The organism is Streptomyces sp. NBC_01255, assembly GCF_036226445.1.
Lineage (GTDB): Bacteria > Actinomycetota > Actinomycetes > Streptomycetales > Streptomycetaceae > Streptomyces.
The window spans coordinates 4,733,930-4,751,462 of record NZ_CP108474.1 but is presented as its reverse complement, the minus strand read 5'-3'; the positions used below and the strand labels follow the sequence as shown (position 1 = coordinate 4,751,462).

The 17,533-nt window shown below is 72.9% G+C and carries 18 protein-coding genes; 2 read left to right on the top strand and 16 right to left on the bottom strand.

Annotated features, from left to right (window positions below):
• The first annotated feature begins 61 nt into the window (after positions 1-61).
• Both OG357_RS21355 and OG357_RS21350 read left to right on the top strand, forming a co-directional pair.
• Positions 62-454: a DUF6479 family protein gene (locus tag OG357_RS21355; RefSeq protein ID WP_329622669.1), complete on the top strand. Its 393-nt coding sequence runs from the start codon at positions 62-64 to the stop codon at positions 452-454.
• A gap of 37 nt (positions 455-491) precedes the next feature.
• Positions 492-1,415: a sigma factor-like helix-turn-helix DNA-binding protein gene (locus OG357_RS21350; RefSeq protein WP_329622668.1), complete on the top strand. Its 924-nt coding sequence runs from the start codon at positions 492-494 to the stop codon at positions 1,413-1,415.
• A 34-nt stretch (positions 1,416-1,449) separates the two neighbouring features.
• Here OG357_RS21350 and OG357_RS21345 read toward each other — a convergent pair whose 3' ends face one another.
• The 16 genes from OG357_RS21345 to OG357_RS21270 form a co-directional block, all read right to left on the bottom strand.
• Entirely contained in the window at positions 1,450-2,073 is a 624-nt protein-coding gene (locus OG357_RS21345; RefSeq protein WP_329625649.1) for a pyridoxamine 5'-phosphate oxidase family protein, read from the bottom strand.
• Positions 2,074-2,232: 159 nt separating this feature from the next.
• Positions 2,233-2,895: a 4'-phosphopantetheinyl transferase family protein gene (locus OG357_RS21340; protein ID WP_329622667.1), complete on the bottom strand. Its 663-nt coding sequence runs from the start codon at positions 2,893-2,895 to the stop codon at positions 2,233-2,235.
• Between the two features lie 15 nt (positions 2,896-2,910).
• Positions 2,911-4,242 (bottom strand): MFS transporter, encoded by a 1,332-nt coding sequence (locus OG357_RS21335; protein ID WP_329622666.1) that lies wholly within the window; start codon positions 4,240-4,242, stop codon positions 2,911-2,913.
• A 35-nt stretch (positions 4,243-4,277) separates the two neighbouring features.
• A complete protein-coding gene (locus OG357_RS21330) occupies positions 4,278-5,345 on the bottom strand; it encodes a polysaccharide deacetylase family protein (protein WP_329622665.1) in 1,068 nt (355 codons plus the stop codon).
• Complete coding sequence (locus OG357_RS21325; RefSeq protein WP_329622664.1) at positions 5,345-6,715, bottom strand: condensation domain-containing protein; 1,371 nt, start codon at positions 6,713-6,715, stop codon at positions 5,345-5,347. The genes OG357_RS21330 and OG357_RS21325 overlap by 1 nt, the downstream gene beginning before the upstream one ends.
• Before the next feature lie 129 nt (positions 6,716-6,844).
• Complete coding sequence (locus OG357_RS21320; protein WP_329622663.1) at positions 6,845-7,672, bottom strand: hypothetical protein; 828 nt, start codon at positions 7,670-7,672, stop codon at positions 6,845-6,847.
• A complete protein-coding gene (locus OG357_RS21315) occupies positions 7,669-7,935 on the bottom strand; it encodes an acyl carrier protein (protein WP_055642736.1) in 267 nt (88 codons plus the stop codon). The genes OG357_RS21320 and OG357_RS21315 overlap by 4 nt, the downstream gene beginning before the upstream one ends.
• A complete protein-coding gene (locus OG357_RS21310) occupies positions 7,935-8,984 on the bottom strand; it encodes a 3-oxoacyl-[acyl-carrier-protein] synthase III C-terminal domain-containing protein (protein ID WP_329622662.1) in 1,050 nt (349 codons plus the stop codon). The genes OG357_RS21315 and OG357_RS21310 overlap by 1 nt, the downstream gene beginning before the upstream one ends.
• Positions 8,984-9,808, bottom strand: a complete 825-nt coding sequence (locus OG357_RS21305) for a class I SAM-dependent methyltransferase (RefSeq protein ID WP_329622661.1) — start codon at positions 9,806-9,808, stop codon at positions 8,984-8,986. The genes OG357_RS21310 and OG357_RS21305 overlap by 1 nt, the downstream gene beginning before the upstream one ends.
• Before the next feature lie 21 nt (positions 9,809-9,829).
• On the bottom strand, positions 9,830-10,063 hold the full coding sequence (locus OG357_RS21300) for a phosphopantetheine-binding protein (protein ID WP_024755837.1): 234 nt from the start codon (positions 10,061-10,063) through the stop codon (positions 9,830-9,832).
• Entirely contained in the window at positions 10,060-10,584 is a 525-nt protein-coding gene (locus tag OG357_RS21295; protein ID WP_329622660.1) for a holo-ACP synthase, read from the bottom strand. The genes OG357_RS21300 and OG357_RS21295 overlap by 4 nt, the downstream gene beginning before the upstream one ends.
• The gene (locus tag OG357_RS21290) at positions 10,581-11,426 is read right to left on the bottom strand and encodes a hypothetical protein (RefSeq protein ID WP_329622659.1); all 846 of its coding nucleotides are present in this window, start codon (positions 11,424-11,426) and stop codon (positions 10,581-10,583) included. Before OG357_RS21290 ends, OG357_RS21295 begins: the two co-directional genes overlap by 4 nt.
• Positions 11,423-12,295 (bottom strand): diiron oxygenase, encoded by an 873-nt coding sequence (locus OG357_RS21285; RefSeq protein ID WP_329622658.1) that lies wholly within the window; start codon positions 12,293-12,295, stop codon positions 11,423-11,425. The genes OG357_RS21290 and OG357_RS21285 overlap by 4 nt, the downstream gene beginning before the upstream one ends.
• A 193-nt stretch (positions 12,296-12,488) precedes the next feature.
• Positions 12,489-13,121, bottom strand: a complete 633-nt coding sequence (locus OG357_RS21280; protein WP_329622657.1) for a pyridoxamine 5'-phosphate oxidase family protein — start codon at positions 13,119-13,121, stop codon at positions 12,489-12,491.
• The gene (locus OG357_RS21275; RefSeq protein ID WP_329622656.1) at positions 13,118-14,146 is read right to left on the bottom strand and encodes a LuxR C-terminal-related transcriptional regulator; all 1,029 of its coding nucleotides are present in this window, start codon (positions 14,144-14,146) and stop codon (positions 13,118-13,120) included. Before OG357_RS21275 ends, OG357_RS21280 begins: the two co-directional genes overlap by 4 nt.
• A gap of 342 nt (positions 14,147-14,488) precedes the next feature.
• Entirely contained in the window at positions 14,489-17,236 is a 2,748-nt protein-coding gene (locus OG357_RS21270) for a BTAD domain-containing putative transcriptional regulator (protein ID WP_329622655.1), read from the bottom strand.
• Positions 17,237-17,533 lie beyond the last annotated feature (297 nt).

Sequence of the window (17,533 nt, the reverse complement as noted above, 5' to 3'; positions counted from 1 at the left end):
AATCTTCGCGGTGGGTCCCGCTCGACGGGTCCAAAGAAGCGGAATCGGGTAATCCTGAAGTATGAACACTCTCAGCGCAGCAGAGACCCTGGCCGCTGGGGTTTGGCAGTCAGGCCTGGGACAGGTTCTCGGCGGGTTCGTCATCGTCGCCGTACTCATCGGGGCCGTCTGGCTCGGCTTCCGGATCCGCGACCGCGAATCCGACACGCCCAAGCCGGACGAGCATCCGCACCGGCCGGAGACCGACCGGCTGCCCGGTGAGATGTCCGAGTACCGCAGGCCCGCGGAGATGCCGCAGAACGACGGTGAGCACCGTCTCATGCCGTACGAGCTCAAGGGCCCCGGCACGTCGGGCACCGAGACCTCACCGGACCCGCCGAGCGAGGAGAAGCGCAAGTGGGGCGGAATCTCCAGCGGCGGCTTCGGCAGCGGAGGCACCGGCCACGGCGACTGACGCCAGGCGATCCGGCGACTGACGGAGGTCACGATCCGTGGATGACGACGACGACCTCGCCGCCCGCACCGAGGAGCGCGAGCCGCGGCTGAACGCCGTGGCGTACCGGATGCTCGGCTCGTCCGACGAGGCCGATGAGGCGGTACGGGACGCGGTACGGGAGTCGGTACGGGAAGCGGTCCACGCGTCGATGCCGAAGTCGGTACCGGAGTCCGTACCTGCTTCGGTACGGAAGTCGGCACCGGAGACGGCCCGCCGCCCCACCGCCGGTGGACGGGTGCTGGACGCCCTGGCCCGGATCTGCCTGGAACGCCTCCGCGCACGCGAGACCCACCGGACGGCGCCCTGGGATCCCTGGGCCCCTGTCCGGCCTGACCCGGCGGACCCCGACCCGGCCCTCCTGGCGGCCCTGGACCCGCTCACACCGCCCGAGCGGCTCGCCTTCGTCCTCCACGACCTGTTCGGCATCCCGTACGAGGAGATCGCCCGGATCCTGGACCGCACCCCGGCCGCCGCCCGACAGCTCGCCGCCCATGGCCGGCACCGGGTGCAGGGCGCCGAGGAGATGCCGGAACCCGACCCGGCACGCCAGCGGGCGACCGTCGCCGCCTGCCTGGCGGCCGCGCGGGCCGGGGACTCCGACGCGCTGCGCGCGCTCCTCGACCCGGACGTGGCGCTGCGGGCCGACCCCACCGCCGTACGGGCCGGGGTGCGGCCCGCGCACGGGGCGGGGTCGGTGGCCCCGGCCCTCGCCGGGCGGATCCTGGAGGCCCGCCCGGCCCTGGTCGACGGGACGGCGGGCCTGGTCCTGAGCCGCGGCGGACCGCCCGGCACCGTCTACACCGTCTTCTCCTTCACCGTGCTCGACGGCCGGATCACCTCGGTGGACGTCCTGGCGGACGAGGGCCACCTCAGCCGCCTGACCGTCCAGGCCCCGGCGGAGAACACCGCCCCGGCCTGAACGCCCTCACTCCCGTACTACCGGCTGTACGCCCCTACTCCCCCAGCACACGCCCGGCGCGCTCGGCGACGTGCGCGGGCGCCGCGAAATCCTCGGGCAGGACGGGGTCGGTGACCGGCTCGCCGAAGGTGGTCACGACGGGCAGGACACCCGCCCAGAGGCCGAGCGCCGCGTCCTCGGAGTCGCCGTCGTCCGGCGGGCCGCTGCGGGTCTTCACCGAGGCCTCGGTGAGGTCGAGTGCGAGGACCGAGGTCGCGGCGAGCTCCTTGCGGCTGGGCTGCCGCACGTACTCCCACTGTCCCGGCGAACTCTGCTCGGTGAGCGCCCGCAGCCCGCGCAGCTTCTCCTCCGGGTCGGTCACGATCCGCGGTATGCCGTAGACCATCGCGCAGCGGTAGTTCACGCCGTGCTCGAAGACGGAGCGGGCGAGGACGAGACCGTCGACGTGGGTGACCGTGACGCAGACGGTGGTGTCGGGGGCCTGGACCAGACTGCGGCTGGCGACCGAGCCGTGGAGGTAGAGCCGGTCGCCGTCCACGCCGTACGCGGTGGGCACGACCATCGTCGTCCCGTCGACGGGGACCCCGAGGTGGCAGAGGAAGCCCGCCGCCAGCACGGCGTCCAGGTCGGCCCGCCGGTGGCTGCCCTTCTCGCGCATCCGCCGCAGCCGGGTCCGCTCGGTGACGACCAGGCCGTCGCCGCCGCCCGTCGGCTCGGCGGTGGCTCCCGTCGGGTCGGCGGTGGCTTCTGTGGTGGCGCTCATGATGCCCTCTCGTTCCGCGTGCCGGTTGCTGGTTGCTGGTGGTGTTCTACGGGCTCACAGCCCGTCACCGCCACCGGCGCCCACCTGTCGGAACACCTCCCGCTCGGTCCAGGCGCAGCCGGCCGGCACCGGCTGCGCGCCACGAGGGGCGCACCAGCCGACCCGCTCCCCATCGCCCCGCCCCCAGTCGCCCCTCCGCTGTCCGAGCGCCACCGGAACGCTCCACGGGCGGCCGGGGAAACCCGCGCCGACGGCCTTCACGCACGCCTCCTGGACGGTGAAGATCCAGGCGAACTCCCGTCTGCGCCGGGCCTCGGGCATGCCGGACAGCGCCTCGGCGTCGCCGGGCGCGCAGCACAGCCGCAGCATGCGGTCGCCGACCGCGTACGGGACCTGCACGTCGACGCCGACGTCACGGTTCCTGCCGACGGCCGCGGCGACCCAGCCCGAGGAGTGCGAGAGGCTCACGCCCAGGTCGGGCCGGTCGGGCAGGTACGGCCGGCCGCTCGGGAGAGCGGCGACCGGCCCGCCCCGGAGGTCCTCGCCGATCTCCCGCAGCAGGCCCCGCAGCAGGGTCCGCGAAGCGGCGTGCTCCACGGCGCGCCACGGCGGCAGTTCCGCGGCGGCCGCCCGGTCCGTGGCGGCGACGGGCAGCGCGTCGAGGACCTCCTCGCTCCGGCGGACCACGTAGTGCACGCCCTCGACGGGCGTCCTCACCTGCTCGGAACCTGCTCAGACGCGGTCCGGCACACGTTGGAGGGTCCGTATCGGACGGGCGGCCAGGAGCGCGGCGGCGGTGAGGAAGGAGACCACGACGCCCACCAGGAGCACCGCGTCGGTGCCGAACGCGCCGACGGCGGGTCCTGCCAGCGCGCTGCCGATCGGGTACATGCCGACGGAGCCCGCGACTTCGTAGGCGTGGACGCGGTTCAGCACCTCGCCCGGCACCTGGGTCTGCACGCTGGTGGCCCACATGACGCCCCAGACGCCGATCCCGGCGCCGACCAGGACCTGGGCGACGGCGAGCATCCAGACCGGCCAGCCGAGCACGATGCCGAGCGGGTAGATGGGGTACGCCATCATCGCCACGGCCCCGGCGGCGAGCGGCCGCTGGGGCTTGTAGCGGATCGCGAGGAGGCCACCGGCGACGGTGCCGGCGCCCAGCGCGGCGTTGATCAGACCGAAGGCGGACGCGCCGTGCTCGGGCACGATGACGCCGGCGGCCACCGACAGCTGCGGCCCCCAGGAGAGCACCGCGTAGAACATCCAGACCAAAATCACGCCCCACAGCCAGCTGCGGGAGGTGAACTCCTGCCAGCCGACCGCCAGATTGCGCCACAGGCTCTGGCCGGGCGGCGGCGCGGGCACCACGCCGAGCCGGAGCACGAACAAGCAGATCGCGCTGGTCCCGTAGGCGACGGCGGAGATCACCATCACCCAGCCGGTGGACCCGAACCCGACCAGGGCGCCGGCCAGCGCCGGGCCGCCGAGGCCGGTGATCGCCTCGGAGGTGCGCAGCACGCCGTTCGCGCCCTGCACGTCCCGGGAGACCAGCGGGACGGTCGAGGAGGCGCCCGGCTGGAACAGCGCGTTCGCCGTACCGGCCACCACCAACAGCCCGTACAGCTGCCAGAGATGGTCGATGCCGTGGATGAACAGGAGGGCGAGCAGGATGTGCGCGGTGAGGTTGGCGATATCCGCGATGATCATCATCCGGCGGGCGGTGAACCGGTCGGCGAGCACCCCGCCGAACAGCACCAGACCGGCGAACGGCGCGACGAGGAAGGCCATCGAGTACCCGGCGGTGTCCAGGCCGTACCCGCCGCTGAGCAGACCGGCCGAGACCGCGACCGGCAGCATGGCCCAGCTGAGCAGACCCGCGCTGCGGGCCGTGAAGTAGTACCGGAAGTTACGGGACCAGATCGCCGGCTCTCCCGAGGACGGCACCCCGGGGGTCGACACCCCCGACGGCGGCGACCCGTCGGGTCGGTCGGGCCCGTCGGGTCCGTCCTTCGTCGGCGGGGGTGCGTCCGCCGCGGTGTGGTCCGCCAAGCGTTCTTCCATGACTGTTCAAACCCTTCGGTCGTTGATCGTGGTCTTCATCGGGCGGACGGCGGCGGGCCGTCGGTGCCGGGAGGCGCGGCCAGTTCCCCCACGGTGACGAGCTCCAGGCCGCGTGCGAGGAGGCCCTCGACGATCGCCGGAAGGGCCTCCACGGTCTGGGCGCGATCGCCGGCGCCCTCGTGCATCAGCACCACCGAGCCCGGCTCCGCGGACTCCAGGACGGTCGCGGCGATCCGCTCCGCTCCCGGCCGCGCCCAGTCGCGGGTGTCCACGTCCCACATCGTCAGCGTGGTCGGATACCCCTCAAGGGCGGCCAGCACCTCGGGGCTCAGCGCTCCGTACGGCGGCCGGAACCGGGTCGGGGCGTCCTCGCCCGTCACCTTGGCCACGGCCTCGGCCGTCCGGTCGAGCTGCTCGCGCAGCTGCTCCGGCGTGAGGTCGGGCAGGTAGGGGTGTGACCAGGAGTGGTTGCCCAGCTCGTGGCCGGCGGCGGCGGTCCGGCGTACGAGGTCGGGCAGCGCCGCGACGTGGTGCCCGACGCAGAAGAAGGTCGCCCGGGCTCCGTAGCGCTCCAGGATGTCCAGCACCTGGCGGGTGAAGACCGGGTCGGGGCCGTCGTCGAAGGTGAGCGCGACCTTCGGGGCGTCCCGGCGGCCGTGCGCGAAGCACCGTCCGGCCGCGGTCAGTTCCGCGACGACCGGCTCGCCGCGCTTCACGCCGGCGAAGTACTCCTCGGCGCGGCCGGTCAGCGTGCCGCCCTCGGCGGTGACCCGGGCCAGCTCGCCGGGCGCGGTCCTGGCCCGCTCCGCCAGCCGTGCGGCCGGGACCGAGCCGAAGCCCGGCCGCGGCGGCAGCAGCCAGGGATCCGCGCGGTAGACCTCCAGACCGGCCGCCGTCATCGGGCCGTCGAGCAGCCCGTTGGTGCTGTCCAGGACCACGGCGGGTGCCCGCCCGCCGTCGAAGTCCCGGAGCCAGGCGATGAGTTCGGCGGTCTGGGCGCCGCTCCAGCCGCTCGGCTCCACGACCCGGCGCCCGGCGCCGTCGAGGACCTCGACCTCGTACCCCTCGCCCGTCCAGGCGATTCCCGCGTACGTCTCGGCCATCAGTCCCCCAGCGCGATCGCCTCGGCGACGATCAGCCGCTCGACCCCGCGAAGGAACCGCTCCATCCCGTCGCGGCCGAGGACGGCCGGGTCGGCGGTCATGGCGAGGTCCAGGGCGCCCGGGGCGGTCAGCACGTCCACGGCCATCGAGACGTTCTTGCGGGGCAGGAACTCCGTCGGCCAGCTCAGGTCGGTCCGGCCGATCAGCTCGCTCAGCGCGGCCCGCGGCCGCTCGACGGTCTCGAACGGCCCGACGGCCGGGTCGCGGGTGTCGTTCCACCAGTACGAGTGGTCGGCCGCCTCGCCCTTCTCGACGAGCAGCGCCACCTCCCGGTCCAGCGCCCACTTGTCGTACGAGGCGTGGCGGAACGCGCTGAAGGCGACGGACCGCGTCCGCCGCACCGCGTCCTCGAAGTCCCGGTCCGCGTCCGTGAGCCGGAACAGCGCCTCCTGCGCCACCGTGCTGACCGCAGCTGCGGCGGCCGGCTGGAAGCGGTTGCCCACGACCACCTGGAACAGCACGTCGCTGCTCCCGGACATCCTGGCCAGCTGGTGGGAGGCCGCGCCGAGCAGCACCGCCGCGTCGCTCACCTCCAGCTCCGCCGCCACCCGCCCGACGGCGACCGCGAGCGCGGGCGAGCGCAGCAGCGCGTTGGGGAACATCCGCGTCGGGTCGTCCGCGAGTTCCGGCGCCGCCGGGTCCTGGAAGATCCGCCGGGGGCCGGCGGTCAGCTGCTCGCACCAGTAGCGGCGGGCCGCCTCGTCCCGGCGACGGCCGAGCGGCGACGCCTGGACCTCGGCGGCGTCCAGGGGCTGGAGGGAGGGGCGGGCCAGGCGCAGCGACGCGGAGGTCTCCCCCGATACGACCGCCCCCAGGTCGCGGAGCAGGATGCCGAGACCCCAGTAGTCCATCCCGGTGTGCGCCCCGACCAGCACCAGCCGGTGGACCAGGCCCTCGGACTCCACGAGGCCGACGCGCAGGGGCCACTCCCGGGTGTGGTCGAAGGAGCGCCCGGCGAGCTCCTTGAGCAGGGCGGCACCGGCGTCCGCGGCCCGTGCCGCCGGGCACGTACGGATCTCCACGGGAAGCTCGCCGCTGCCGTCCACGACCTGCTTCAGGCCGTCGTCGCCGTCGGACAGGAACCTGGTGTGCAGGCTGTCGTGGAGCAGGAGGAGCTCCGTCACGTCCGCGAGGACGCGGGACACGGGGCGGGGCGGGCTGACGGGGAGGTCGACCGGCACGTTGTAGCGGGGGGCGTCGTCGCCGAGCCGGGTGACGACACCCCAGATCGCCCGCTGCCCCCAGGTCGCCGGGCCGGCGCCGGCTCTCGCGGAGTCCAGCCTGATGGTCCGCGTCTCAGCCGTGGTCATCGTGTTCCGACCTTCCCTTCGGTTGCCTTGTCCGATGTCTGTCGAGCTGGTGGGTACGGCGATCGGGGGCGAGCCCGTCCACCACGGCGGGGGCGTGGTGGACGGGCTGACCCCCGGACCGCGCGGGGGTTACCCCTCGCCGCGGGCGAAGAGCGCCACGTGGCTGCGGCCGGAGCGCGGGTCGGTGTCGCACAGGACGACCCGCCGGTACGTGTCCCGCCACTCCTGCCAGTGGTCGGCGAGCTCCAGCCAGAGGCTGGTGCAGTAGCTGCCCGGGGCCACCCGGTGCACCGGGGAGCGCTCGGGGACGTCCTCGGTGACCCAGGGCCCGAGCACGAGGAGCGTGCCGTCCTCCCCGAGGTCCGGGCGGTCAAGGTCCGGGCGGTCGAGGGCGGCGACCGCCGAAGCGGCCGAGTACGCCCGTACGAACGCCAGGCCGTCCTCGCCTTCCGCGGCGGACCCGAGGACGACCGCCGCGGCCGAGTCGGTCAGCGGGGTGTCCTGGACCAGCGGGAACGGCGTCGGCAGCGTGGTCTGTTCGAGCACCGCGAGCACCACCTCCGCGGCCCGCCCCGCGCGGTGGTACGCGGAGGCGATCCGCAGCGCGGTGAAGGGTGCGGCCAGGCCCTGCTGGGCGATCGCGAAGTTGGCCGCCAGGCCGCCGAGGCGATCCGTCATGTGCGGCGCGACGGCGGTGAACGGCACCACGTCCGGCAGGGCGTGGGTGACGATCAGCAGCTCCGGCCGGCTCCGGCCGACGCCCTCGTCGGCGACGAGCAGGTCCGCGAGGTCCCGGTGGTGGACGTGCGCGCCGCGGCTCAGCAGCTCCTCGTCCGGCTTCTCCCCGAAGGGAGTGAGCAGGTCGCGGTAGTAGTCGAGCGCGGCCGGGCGGTCGTCCGGTGCCCGGCCCCGCGGCGAGCGCACCGCCGCGGCGGCCCGGACGGCGAGTCCGGTCATGACGTCCCCTCTGCTTCGCGGAGTGCGGCCTCGACGTAGTCGGCGAAGGACCGCATGGTCCGCAGGTGGTCGATGTCGAGCTCGTCCGGGTCGACCGCGATCCCGGTCGCCTCCTCGACGGTCATGAGGAGCCCCAGGACGGCGATGGATTCGAGCTGGAGCTCGTCGAAGAGCGCGGTCTCCTCGGTGAGCCCGCTGACCGGCCGCTCCAGGACCTCGCTGAGGGCCTTCTCGATGACGAGCAGAATCTCCTGACGCTCCATCACTTTTCGCCCCCCGCACGGTGGGTGATCACCATCGCGCCGAAGGTGGCGCCCAGGCCGACGGAGACCAGCAGGTAGTGCGCGCCGTCCACGAGACGGCCCGCGTCCCGCAGGGTCGTGTAGTTGACGAAGACGTCCGAGGCGAAGGTGTGGCTGTAGCGCGGGACGTTGTCCAGGAAGACCTTCTCCGGCGCCACCTCCAGCTCCTTGATGGTCTGCCGCCACGCCAGCTTGTTGACGTTGTGCGGGATCACCAGGTCGACGTCGTCGAGCGTCAGCCCCGCCTCCGTCAGGGCCTGGTGGATGACCTCGGAGATCCGCTTGCCGTACTGCTCGCCGAACTCGGTGTTCTGCTCGGCGGTCAGCTCCAGCCACTGCGCGTACTCGCCCAGGGTCCGGGTGGCGAAGGAGCGGACGACATCGCCCTCGCCGTCCAGGGTGATCAGGCAGGAGGCGGCGGCGTCGGCCATGATCGAGGTGTTGGGGACGAGCTGGACCATCGGCGAGTACGCCTGCTCGCCGGTGACCATCAGGGCGTACGCGCCTTCGGCGCCCTCCGCGCGCAGCAGTTCGCCGAGCACCTCGATGGCGCCCAGGCTGCTCACGCAGGCCTGGTGGCTGAGGCCGAAGGCCTCGGTGCCGTCGAGGCCGAGGTCCTCGCCGACCGCCTGGGCGATGTCCACGTCGGCCGGCGCCACCGCCTGGGTGACGTGGGCATAGGCCAGGTACTCCACCCGGCCGCCCTCCGGGAGGGCGGCCAGGGCGCCGCGCGCGGCGGGCCGCAGCAGGTCGAGCAGCGGCAGCTCGGGGTCGAAGCGGAGGGTGTCCAGGCCGTAGAACTTGCGGAACACCCCGAGTTCGGCCCGCCGCAGACCCAGCCGCTCGCCCAGCTCCTCGATCCGTACGCTGCGCTCGGGCAGGTACGACTCGATCCGCTCCAGGGTGATCCGACGGTCCGGGGCCGGGCGGTCCGTGGCCGCCGAGGCCTGGGCCTGGTGGCCCGCGGCCTGGGCGTCCGAGGCCTGGAGGTCCGTGGCCGGGTGACCCATCAGGCCGTCGCTATCTCGGCGCGGATCAGCCACAGCCGGTTGGCGCCCCGGCGGTCCCGCGGCTGGACGTCGTACGGCCAGCGGCCCTCGCCCGCGCCGGGCTCGCCCGGCTGCCGCAGGTCGGTGGTCTTCCAGCCGTTCGCCGTGAGGAACTCCTCGGGCTCGTCGGTGCCGAAGATCCACGGCGTGCCGTCGGCGGCGAGGGTGTCCAGCCAGCGCTTCGAGAACGGGCTGCGCAGCAGGGCGCGGCCGAGGATGTCGAAGGCCAGGTGGCTGCCGGGGGCCGAGGCGGAGGCGAGCAGCTGGAGCAGCCCGGCCGCCTGCTCCTCGGTGAGGAAGAAGGTCAGCGCCTCGGCGACCCACAGGGTGGGGCGGGTGCGGTCGAAGCCGGCGGCCTCCAGGGCGGGCAGCCACTCCTGGGTGAGGTCGGCGGAGACCTCGCGCCGGTCGGTGCGCGGCTCGGCCCCGAGGGCGTCGAGCCGGCGGCGCTTCTCGGCGATGAGCAGCGCGTGGTCGACCTCGTAGACCTGGGCGCCTTCCGGCCAGTCGAGCCGGAAGGCCCGGGTGTCCATGCCCGCCGCGATCAGGACGACCTGCTGGATCCCGCCCTCGGCGAGGACGTCCCGGATGGCGTCGTCCAGGAACCGGGTCCGGATGGAGATGAACGGCAGGAGGCCGCCGCCGGCGTAGCGCTCGATCAGCTCGAAGCCCCTGGGAGCGGCGAGGTCCTTGGCCAGCGGGTCGACGAACAGCGCGTCCTCCCGCTCGGACTCCTGTGCGCGGGCCGCGGCCATCCACTGTGCGGTGTACGAGACTGCATCCATGGTGAAGATCCCTCCTCGGGATCAGGCGAAGAACGCCTTCTCGATGGTCGCGAGGGTCTGGAAGTCCTCGATGTCGATGTTGTCGAAGTCGATCTCGACGCCCGCGGCGTCCTCGATGGTGTAGACGAGCTCGACGAAGGCGAGCGAGTCGACGAGACGGCTCTCGATGAGGTCGACGTCGGCGGCGAGCTCGGTGCGCTCGGGGTGACGGCCGAGGATCCAGTCCCGGACCTTGTCGATACCTGCGGAACTCATGGCATTCCCTTCGGAGTCGCTGATGCTGCGAGATGGGATGAGCGGGAGGGGTGGTGAGCGTGAGACGGGCGGTGATCGAGAGACGAGTGGTGAGCGTGAGACGGGTGGTGATCGAGAGAGGTGGAGGAGGCCGCGACGGCGATCGCGAAGCCGGCGTCGTGGCTGATGCTCACGTCGATCGGGCCGAGCCCGGCGGCGCGGGCCAGCTCGGCCGCCCGGCCGGAGAGCCGGATCCCCGGCCGTCCGCCGGGGCCGCGCAGGACCTCGATGCCCTGCCAGGGCACCGGTCGTCCGACGGCGCCGAGGAGTTTGAAGACGGCTTCCTTGGCGGCCAGACGTCCGGCGATCCTGGCCTGGTCGGGTGCGCCGTCCGGGGTCCGGGAGACCGCCAGTTCGTCGGCGGAGAGGTACTTCCCGAGCAGCGGCCCGATGCCGGGAGCCGGCGGCCCGGCCTCGGGGTCGAGGAGCTCGCCGACCCGGGAGAGCGGGACGAGGTCGACGCCGATCAGGGGCTGGGTCACGACGGGGCGGCGGTCGCCGCGGCGGCGCGTACGGCGGTCAGCGCGGCGTCGAGGTCTTCCTCGAAGTGCTCGGTCAGGACCGCGATCCAGCGTTCGAGACCGAAGGCCACGCAGGAGGTGTAGGCGTGCTCGCCGGACTCCAGCCGGATGCCGCACCGCTCGCCGAAGAAGTTGCGGTGGGTGTTGACCGAGGCGATCGCCAGGTCGCCGTACTGGAACTCGTACTTGACCGGGCTGAGCTTCTGCATCAGGGCGCGGCCGTTGTCGTTGCGGAAGAACGGGTCGCCGGCCGGCTCCTTGGCCAGGTCGACGCCGAGCGCGGCGGCGAAGGACTGGATCCGCTCGGTGAAGCGGGCGATGACCTGCTGGGTGTGGTCGAAGCTGCCGAGGGCGACGATCTCGCGCATCTGGAAGGTGGCGAGGCGGCGCAGCCCGCCGTAGTGGTCCTCGTTGCGGAAGCAGCGGTTGACCAGGGTCACCAGGGTGTCGTCGGCGACCTGGTCGCCCTCGTGGAAGAGGTACGCGCCGTAGCAGGTGGCGTGCGGCAGCCCGTACCGCGCCTCGGTCACCGCTCCCGGCCCGAACTTCCCGTCCACCGGCTTGTGCTGATCGTCCGCCAGGTCGAGGGAGCCGGCCACCCAGGCGAGCTGGGGGAAGTTGGTGTAGACGTCGAACTTCTCCAGGTCGGTCACCGGGAAGAGCGGCGGGGCGCTGATCTCCTCGGCGCCGGCCGCGGTGCCCCAGCCGGCGAAGACCGTGTCCAGCTCCTTGAGGAGCCGGGTGGCCGGCGGCCCGAGGATGGCGACCGCGGGGGCGCCGTCGCTCCCGGTCAGGCGGTTCATCGGATGAGTCCCGTCTTCTCGAGGTACTTGGCGGTCTTGCGGAAGGTGCGCAGTTCGGCCTCGGCCCGGGCCGGCGACTCCATCAGGGACCGGCGCAGCTCGTGCGGGTTCTCCAGGCCGGCGTCGCGGTAGACCTGCGGGTGGTAGAGCGAGTCGAAGCTGTGCTTCAGGTAGCGGCGCAAGTAGGTGGAGACGTCGTCGAGTTCCTGCTCGGTGGCGGTCTCCTTCAGGTCCTGGTGGAGCAGGCTGACCAGCTCTCGGCCGAAGGCGATGTGCCGGGACTCGTCCTGGTGGTGGATCCGGTTGATGCCGCGGATCGTCTCGTGCAGCCGCTCGTCCTCGGCCATCGCCGAGTTGAAGTGGTCGACCAGCTCTTCGAAGATCAGGATCCGGGTGAAGACCAGCAGGCTCTGGATCTTGGCCGAGGAGCCGGCCACCTCGGCGCCGCCGGCCGGCTGCTTGTAGATCTTCCCGCCGTAGCGGAGGCAGAATTCGGCAAAGAACCACATGTGCTCGTTCTCCTCACCGATGAAATGGTGGAAGAACTCCGAAGGCGTTTCGAAACCGGCGGTGTGAATCCGGGCGACCACTTCGATGAGCAGTTCCCGGATGCCGTGCACATTGAGGCTGTAGAAATTGATGCTCTCGTGCTTGGAAAGCGTGTGGAGCTGCTGAGGAGTGAGCTTCTCGGCCCATTCCGTCCCGTACGTGGTGGTGAGCTCGGGGCTCATCCACCACATGTCCTCGGGCAGTCGGTCCGGCCACTCGAACAGCCGGTACGGGTTGTAGTAGTCGTCGATCGACTTCGTGGCGAGCCGGTCCAGGATTCCCCGGAACCGGTCGTTTCGGTCGATCACGTCGCTGACCATCGCGCGATGTCTCCGTTCGCTTCGAGGGCTCTTTGCTGAATCCAGAATGGGATTCCGGTGGAGGTTCCCTCAAGGACCGAAACCGGCTGCCGAATTCGGTCAGCGGGCGTTCAGCGGGAAGGCAGGGTCAGCGGGCAGACCGGTCAGCGGGCAGGCAGGGTCAGCAGGCGGGCCGGTCAGCGGGCAGGCAGGGTCAGCGGGCGGGCCGGTCCGCCAGTTCCGCGCGCAGGGCGGCGTTCTCCTGCTCAAGGAGTGCGAGGCGGTCACGGACCGGCGCCATGGCCTCGGAGACCTCGCGCTGACTGAAGCGCGGGGTGATGTGGTTGGGGCAGTTCCAGGCGAAGGCCTCGACCCGGATGGTGACGAGCTGCTCGACCGTTCCGTCGGTACGCGGCGAGTCCAGGCGCTCGACGAGCTCGGGAGCCTCGCCGGCCGGCACGGCGGTGGCGTGACCGAACAGTTTGAGGCGGGCCTGCCGGGCGTGGTCGATGAAGAACAGCGCGACCCGGTCGTTGCCGCGCACGTTGCCGGTGGTGATGTACTGCCGGTTGCCGCGGACGTCCAGATAGCCGAGGGTGTGCGCGTCCAGGACGTGGACGAAGCCCGGTGGGCCGCCGCGGAACTGGATGTACGGCCAGCCGGTCTCGCCCACGCTGGCGAACAGGAAGCCGTCGAGGCTCCGGATGAAGCCGGTCTCGGCGCCGGTGAGCGGCTCGGCCTCCTCGACCGGCTCCCGCAGCCGCCGGTCGGTCGCCGTGGCGCTGCCCATCTGCTCCTGGACCCGGCGCACCGACGAGGTGTACGCGAGTCGGTCGTACCGGCTCATGCGGCACCCCTCAGGGCCAGGTCGACCAGGCCGGTCCGCGCGGCCAGCACACCGGCCTGGAAGCGGCTGGAGGCCGCCAGTTCCTGCATGATCGTGGCCACGTGGCGGCGGAGGGTCCGCTCGGACATGCCGACCCTGCGCGCGATCACCTCGTCCTTGGCGCCGGAGGCCAGCAGGTCGAGCAGGGTCGCCTTCAGGTCGCCCATCGTCCCCGCGTAACCGGCCGCGCCGGAGTCGAAGTCGAACGCGGACTCCCAGACCCGGGCGTGCAGTCCGGCGAGGAAGGCCGCGACCGCGCCGTCGTAGACGACGGCGATCGCGTCGCCCTCGCCGGCCGGGATGAAGGCCGTCTTCCGGTCGAAGACCAGGAAGCGGTCGCGCACTTCGTTGGTGGTGCGCACCTGCCCGCCCGCGGGCAGGAGCTCGCCGAGGTGGGCGCGGGTGTCGGAGTCGCCGCGGGCGGTGTGGGGGTAGAGGATCCGGCCCTGCGCACCGCGCCGTACGGCCTCCAGGACGAGCGGACGGGCCAGCCGCAGCTCGGGGGTCTCGCGGGCCACGCAGGGCTGCATCACGAGGACCTCGGTGGTGCAGCTCTGTGCGGCTTCCAGGAGGCGCAGCTCGATCTCCTCCCGGTCGTCGGTGATCACGACCGTTTCGGCGCGGGTCCTGGCCTGCTTCTCGAACGCCGCCACGAAGGAGGTCAACTGCCCTTTGAATCCTTCGAGTCGGTGACGGCTGTCGAGGATCTCCCGCTCCAGGGGGACCAGCAGCTCCATCTGGGCGGCCTCGGGGCTGACCGCGACGAGCCGGTCCGTGCTGCCCTCCGCCGGTTTGACCAGGCGCAGCTCGCGCAGCACGCCGACGGCCTGCTCGGCACGCTGCTGCGGGACGCCCAGTTCCTCGGCGATCCCGGACGGGCTGAAGTCGGCGCGTCCGATGGTGCGTTCGTAGAACGCGACCACGAACTCGTTCACCTCGGCTGCGCGCCGGGCTTCCTGACGTGGGGTCTGTGCCGGGGATTCCATCGTCACCTTTCTGATCGCGCGGGTGCGGTGCGGCCTGTGGGCATGACCGAAGGGAGGGGTCCCGGAACGCGCTCGGCACGGGGCGGCGGCGAAGGCCGACGTGGGCTGTGGCAACGTGTCACCTCATGAATCGGCACGGGGAGCGGCCTTCCGGTGCGGCCACCGTACGATTCGGGCCTGGGCGGGCTCCTGTAGTCGGACCAGAGGACCGGAAGCCCCCGGAGGTCCTCCCGCACCGGCGCTGACCTACCGTTCTGCCGGGCGCCGCCGGCTACCCCGCAGGAACCGGCAGAACCGGGACACCTGCCGGAGTGGTTGACCTGCCGCCGGAGGAACAGGCCCTCAGCAGGTCAGCCCCACGCCGGCGACGTCGTCCGCGTCGGCGGTCTCCGCCCCGCTGCCGCACCGGGCGAGTCCCCGCGCCTGGGAGAGGTGGTCGCAGGCCGGTCGCATGGCGCCGTCCTCCTGGTGCGCGGCGCGGATGCGGCGCAGCGCCAGGTCCTGCCCCTCGGTCCAGCCGGCCAGCCGCGCGAGCTCCAGGGCGCGGCCGAACAGTTCCAGGGCCTGCGCGTTGTTCGCCAGTACCCAGTGGCATTCGGCGCGCCTCAACTGGGCGGCGGCCTGGGCCCGCAGCTCGCCGTCGGCGACGGCGGCGAACAGGCTGGCGGTCGCCACCTTGAGGCAGTCGCCCGTGTACATCCCCACCGAGAGGTAGTCGTGCAGGCTCTCGGCCAGCCGCCAGGCGAGGGCGGTGAAGCCCGCGCCGGACGCCTGGAGGACGGCGCCGGCGAGGTTCTCCCGCTCATTGTCGAGCCACTCCGATGCCTCGCCCCGGCCCGAGAAGACCGACGACGCAGCCTCGGGGTCCAAAACCCCTTCCGCCGGATAGAGCAGCCGCGCCGCCGCGTCGGTGCGATGGAGGTACCAGTCGAAGAGCCGCTGCCGGGCGGCGTGCGCCTCCTCCCGGCTGACCAGCTCGCGCCCGTACGAGCGCAGCAGGTCGTGCATCCCGAACCGGCCGGCCGCCCTTTCCCGTACGAGATGGGCGTTCGTCAGGCTCATGAGGAGGCCGGCCGCTTCGGCCGGGGGCGCGTCCGCGAGCGCCGCGGCGCCGGCCACGGTGACGTCCGGGCCGGGTATCAGGCTGAGGAGGCGGAACATCCGCTGGGCCGCGGCCGGGAGCGCGCGGTACGAGAGGTCGAAGGCGGCCCGTACCGTCGAGCGCCGGTCCCCTTCGATGCGCAGCCGGCTGAGCATGTCGTCACCCGCTAATTCGGCGCAGTAGTCGGCGATCCCGGCATCGCGGGCGAGCAGGTTGGCACCGGCGATCCGGATGGCCAGCGGCAGACCGCCGCACACCTGCACGAGCCTGCGGGCCGCCTCTTCCTCGGCGGCGACCCTGCTCTCGCCGATGGTGGTGCCGAGGAGCTGGCGGGCCTCCTCCGGGTCGAGCACGTCCAGGACGAGCTGGCGGGCGCCGTCGCTCGCGACGAGACCCGCGAGCCGGCTGCGGCTGGTGATCACCACCGCGCAGCCCTGGGCGCCCGGGATGAGCGGCCTGACCTGCTCGGCGTCGCGGGCGTTGTCCAGGACGATCAGCATCTGCTTGTCGGCGAGCAGCGTGCGGTACAGCGCCGCGGCCTCGTCCTCGTCCGCGGGCAGCTGGTCGGGCGGGGCGCCGAGGGCCCGGAGGAACTGGGCCAGGACGTCGCCGGGACGCAGTGTCGGCAGCGGGGAGTGGCCGCGCAGGTCGACGAACAGCTGCCCGTCCTCGAAGTGTTCGCGCCGCGCGTGCGCCCAGTGCTTGGCGAGGGCGGTCTTGCCGACCCCGGGCGCGCCGACCACCGCCACCAGGTGCGAGCGGCGCGCCGGGTCGGGCGAGACGAGGGCGTCCAGCTCCCGCATCTGCCGTCGCCGTCCGACGTACGAGCCTGCTCTTGCGGGCAGTTGGGCCGGGAGCGGGCCGGTGGGCGGCGTACGGCCGGCGGGCGCCGTGCGGTCGGGTGGCGGCGCGGGGCGGTCGGGGCGGCGCTGCGCGAGGGGCAGTTGCTGGCGCAGCACCCGCAGCTGTGCGTCGCGTACCTCCGCGCTGGGGGCGATGCCCAGCTCCTCGTCGAGCCGGTCGCGCAGGCGGTTGAACACGTTGAGGGCTGCGGCCTGTTCCCCGCAGCTGGCGAGGGCGAGGATCAGCCGGGCGTGCAGGCCCTCGTGCAGCGGCTCGGTGTTCACCATGCCCCACAGCACCGGGACGGTCTCCTCGGGCCGGCCGAGGAGCAGCGCCGTGTCGGCGTGCAGCTGTACGGCCTTGACCCGCCGCTCGTTGGCCACCACCGCCGCCGGATGCTGGCGCAGCACCGGGTCCGCGTCCGCGAGCACGGGGCCCCGCCACCACTGGAGGGCCTGCGCCAGCGACTCGTACGCGGCGCGCGCGTCCTGCGCACGATGGAGGCCCTCCGCCTGGGCCACCAGCTCGTCGAAGTGGCCGAGGTCGATCTGGTTCCGGGCGGCCTCGAGGAGGTAGCCGGTGGGCGTCCGGACGACGGTGGGGGGCGGAACGGTCCGCAGGCCGCCCTGCTCAAGGAGCCGGCGGACCTGGCTGACGTAGGTGTGGATCAGACTCTGGTGGGAGCTGGGCGGCCCGGACGGCCAGAGGGTGTCGGTGATCTCCTGCTGGGTGGCGGGCTCGGGGTGCTTGAGCGCGAGGAGTCCGAGCAGGCGGCGCAGCATGGGGCTGGTGACGGGGACGGGGGTCCGGCCGCGCTGAAGGGAGAGCGGGCCGAGGATCAGCAGGCGCGGCCGTACGGTGTCGCGCGGCGGCCCGGTGCGGGCGGAGCTCAGCAGGTCCGCCAGCTCCCCGCCGGTCAGCCCCAGCGCCTCGGCCAGGCGCTGGAGGGTGCGGGACTGGGGCTGCCGGACCCGGCCGCGCTCGATGTCACGCAGCGCCCTGGTGCTGATCCCGGCCCGCGAGGCCGCCACCTCCTGGCTCAGCCCGGCCCGTCTGCGAAGCGCCTGGAGCCGTGGCCCGAACGAACCGGGCTCGCCTGCCGGACCTCCCCGGGGAAGCCCCGTGGCCGCCGTCCTCTCTGACATGGCATCCCCCTCATCCGGTCACCGCGACCTGTCGATCATGACCGGCGGTGGCATTGCGGGCTGTGCGTGGCCGACTCCGCGGAGGCTTCGTCAATCGATCAGTTTGGACTAGACCAATGCGCCAAGCAAGAGGTCCCGAACCCGGCGAGCGGGCCCGGTCCCGCTGAGCTCGGCGTCCCGTCTCGGGTCCCGCCGCACTCCGGAGCCGAAACAGCCGACGTGCGCGCCTCGGCCCGCTCCGTACGGGGACGGCCGAGGGTGGTCGTCCCCTCGTGCGGGAGAGGGGACGGCAGCCGA

Coding starts and splice junctions, on each gene's coding strand:
- OG357_RS21345 (WP_329625649.1), bottom strand. CDS start 2,073: ATGCGCGAGAAGGGCAGCCACCGGCGGGCCGACCTGGACGCCGTGCTG.
- OG357_RS21330 (WP_329622665.1), bottom strand. CDS start 5,345: ATGGCCGAGACGTACGCGGGAATCGCCTGGACGGGCGAGGGGTACGAG.
- OG357_RS21335 (WP_329622666.1), bottom strand. CDS start 4,242: ATGGAAGAACGCTTGGCGGACCACACCGCGGCGGACGCACCCCCGCCG.
- OG357_RS21315 (WP_055642736.1), bottom strand. CDS start 7,935: ATGGAGCGTCAGGAGATTCTGCTCGTCATCGAGAAGGCCCTCAGCGAG.
- OG357_RS21310 (WP_329622662.1), bottom strand. CDS start 8,984: ATGGGTCACCCGGCCACGGACCTCCAGGCCTCGGACGCCCAGGCCGCG.
- OG357_RS21275 (WP_329622656.1), bottom strand. CDS start 14,146: ATGGAATCCCCGGCACAGACCCCACGTCAGGAAGCCCGGCGCGCAGCC.
- OG357_RS21355 (WP_329622669.1), top strand. CDS start 62: ATGAACACTCTCAGCGCAGCAGAGACCCTGGCCGCTGGGGTTTGGCAG.
- OG357_RS21300 (WP_024755837.1), bottom strand. CDS start 10,063: ATGAGTTCCGCAGGTATCGACAAGGTCCGGGACTGGATCCTCGGCCGT.
- OG357_RS21270 (WP_329622655.1), bottom strand. CDS start 17,236: ATGTCAGAGAGGACGGCGGCCACGGGGCTTCCCCGGGGAGGTCCGGCA.
- OG357_RS21305 (WP_329622661.1), bottom strand. CDS start 9,808: ATGGATGCAGTCTCGTACACCGCACAGTGGATGGCCGCGGCCCGCGCA.
- OG357_RS21325 (WP_329622664.1), bottom strand. CDS start 6,715: ATGACCACGGCTGAGACGCGGACCATCAGGCTGGACTCCGCGAGAGCC.
- OG357_RS21285 (WP_329622658.1), bottom strand. CDS start 12,295: ATGGTCAGCGACGTGATCGACCGAAACGACCGGTTCCGGGGAATCCTG.
- OG357_RS21320 (WP_329622663.1), bottom strand. CDS start 7,672: ATGACCGGACTCGCCGTCCGGGCCGCCGCGGCGGTGCGCTCGCCGCGG.
- OG357_RS21280 (WP_329622657.1), bottom strand. CDS start 13,121: ATGAGCCGGTACGACCGACTCGCGTACACCTCGTCGGTGCGCCGGGTC.
- OG357_RS21290 (WP_329622659.1), bottom strand. CDS start 11,426: ATGAACCGCCTGACCGGGAGCGACGGCGCCCCCGCGGTCGCCATCCTC.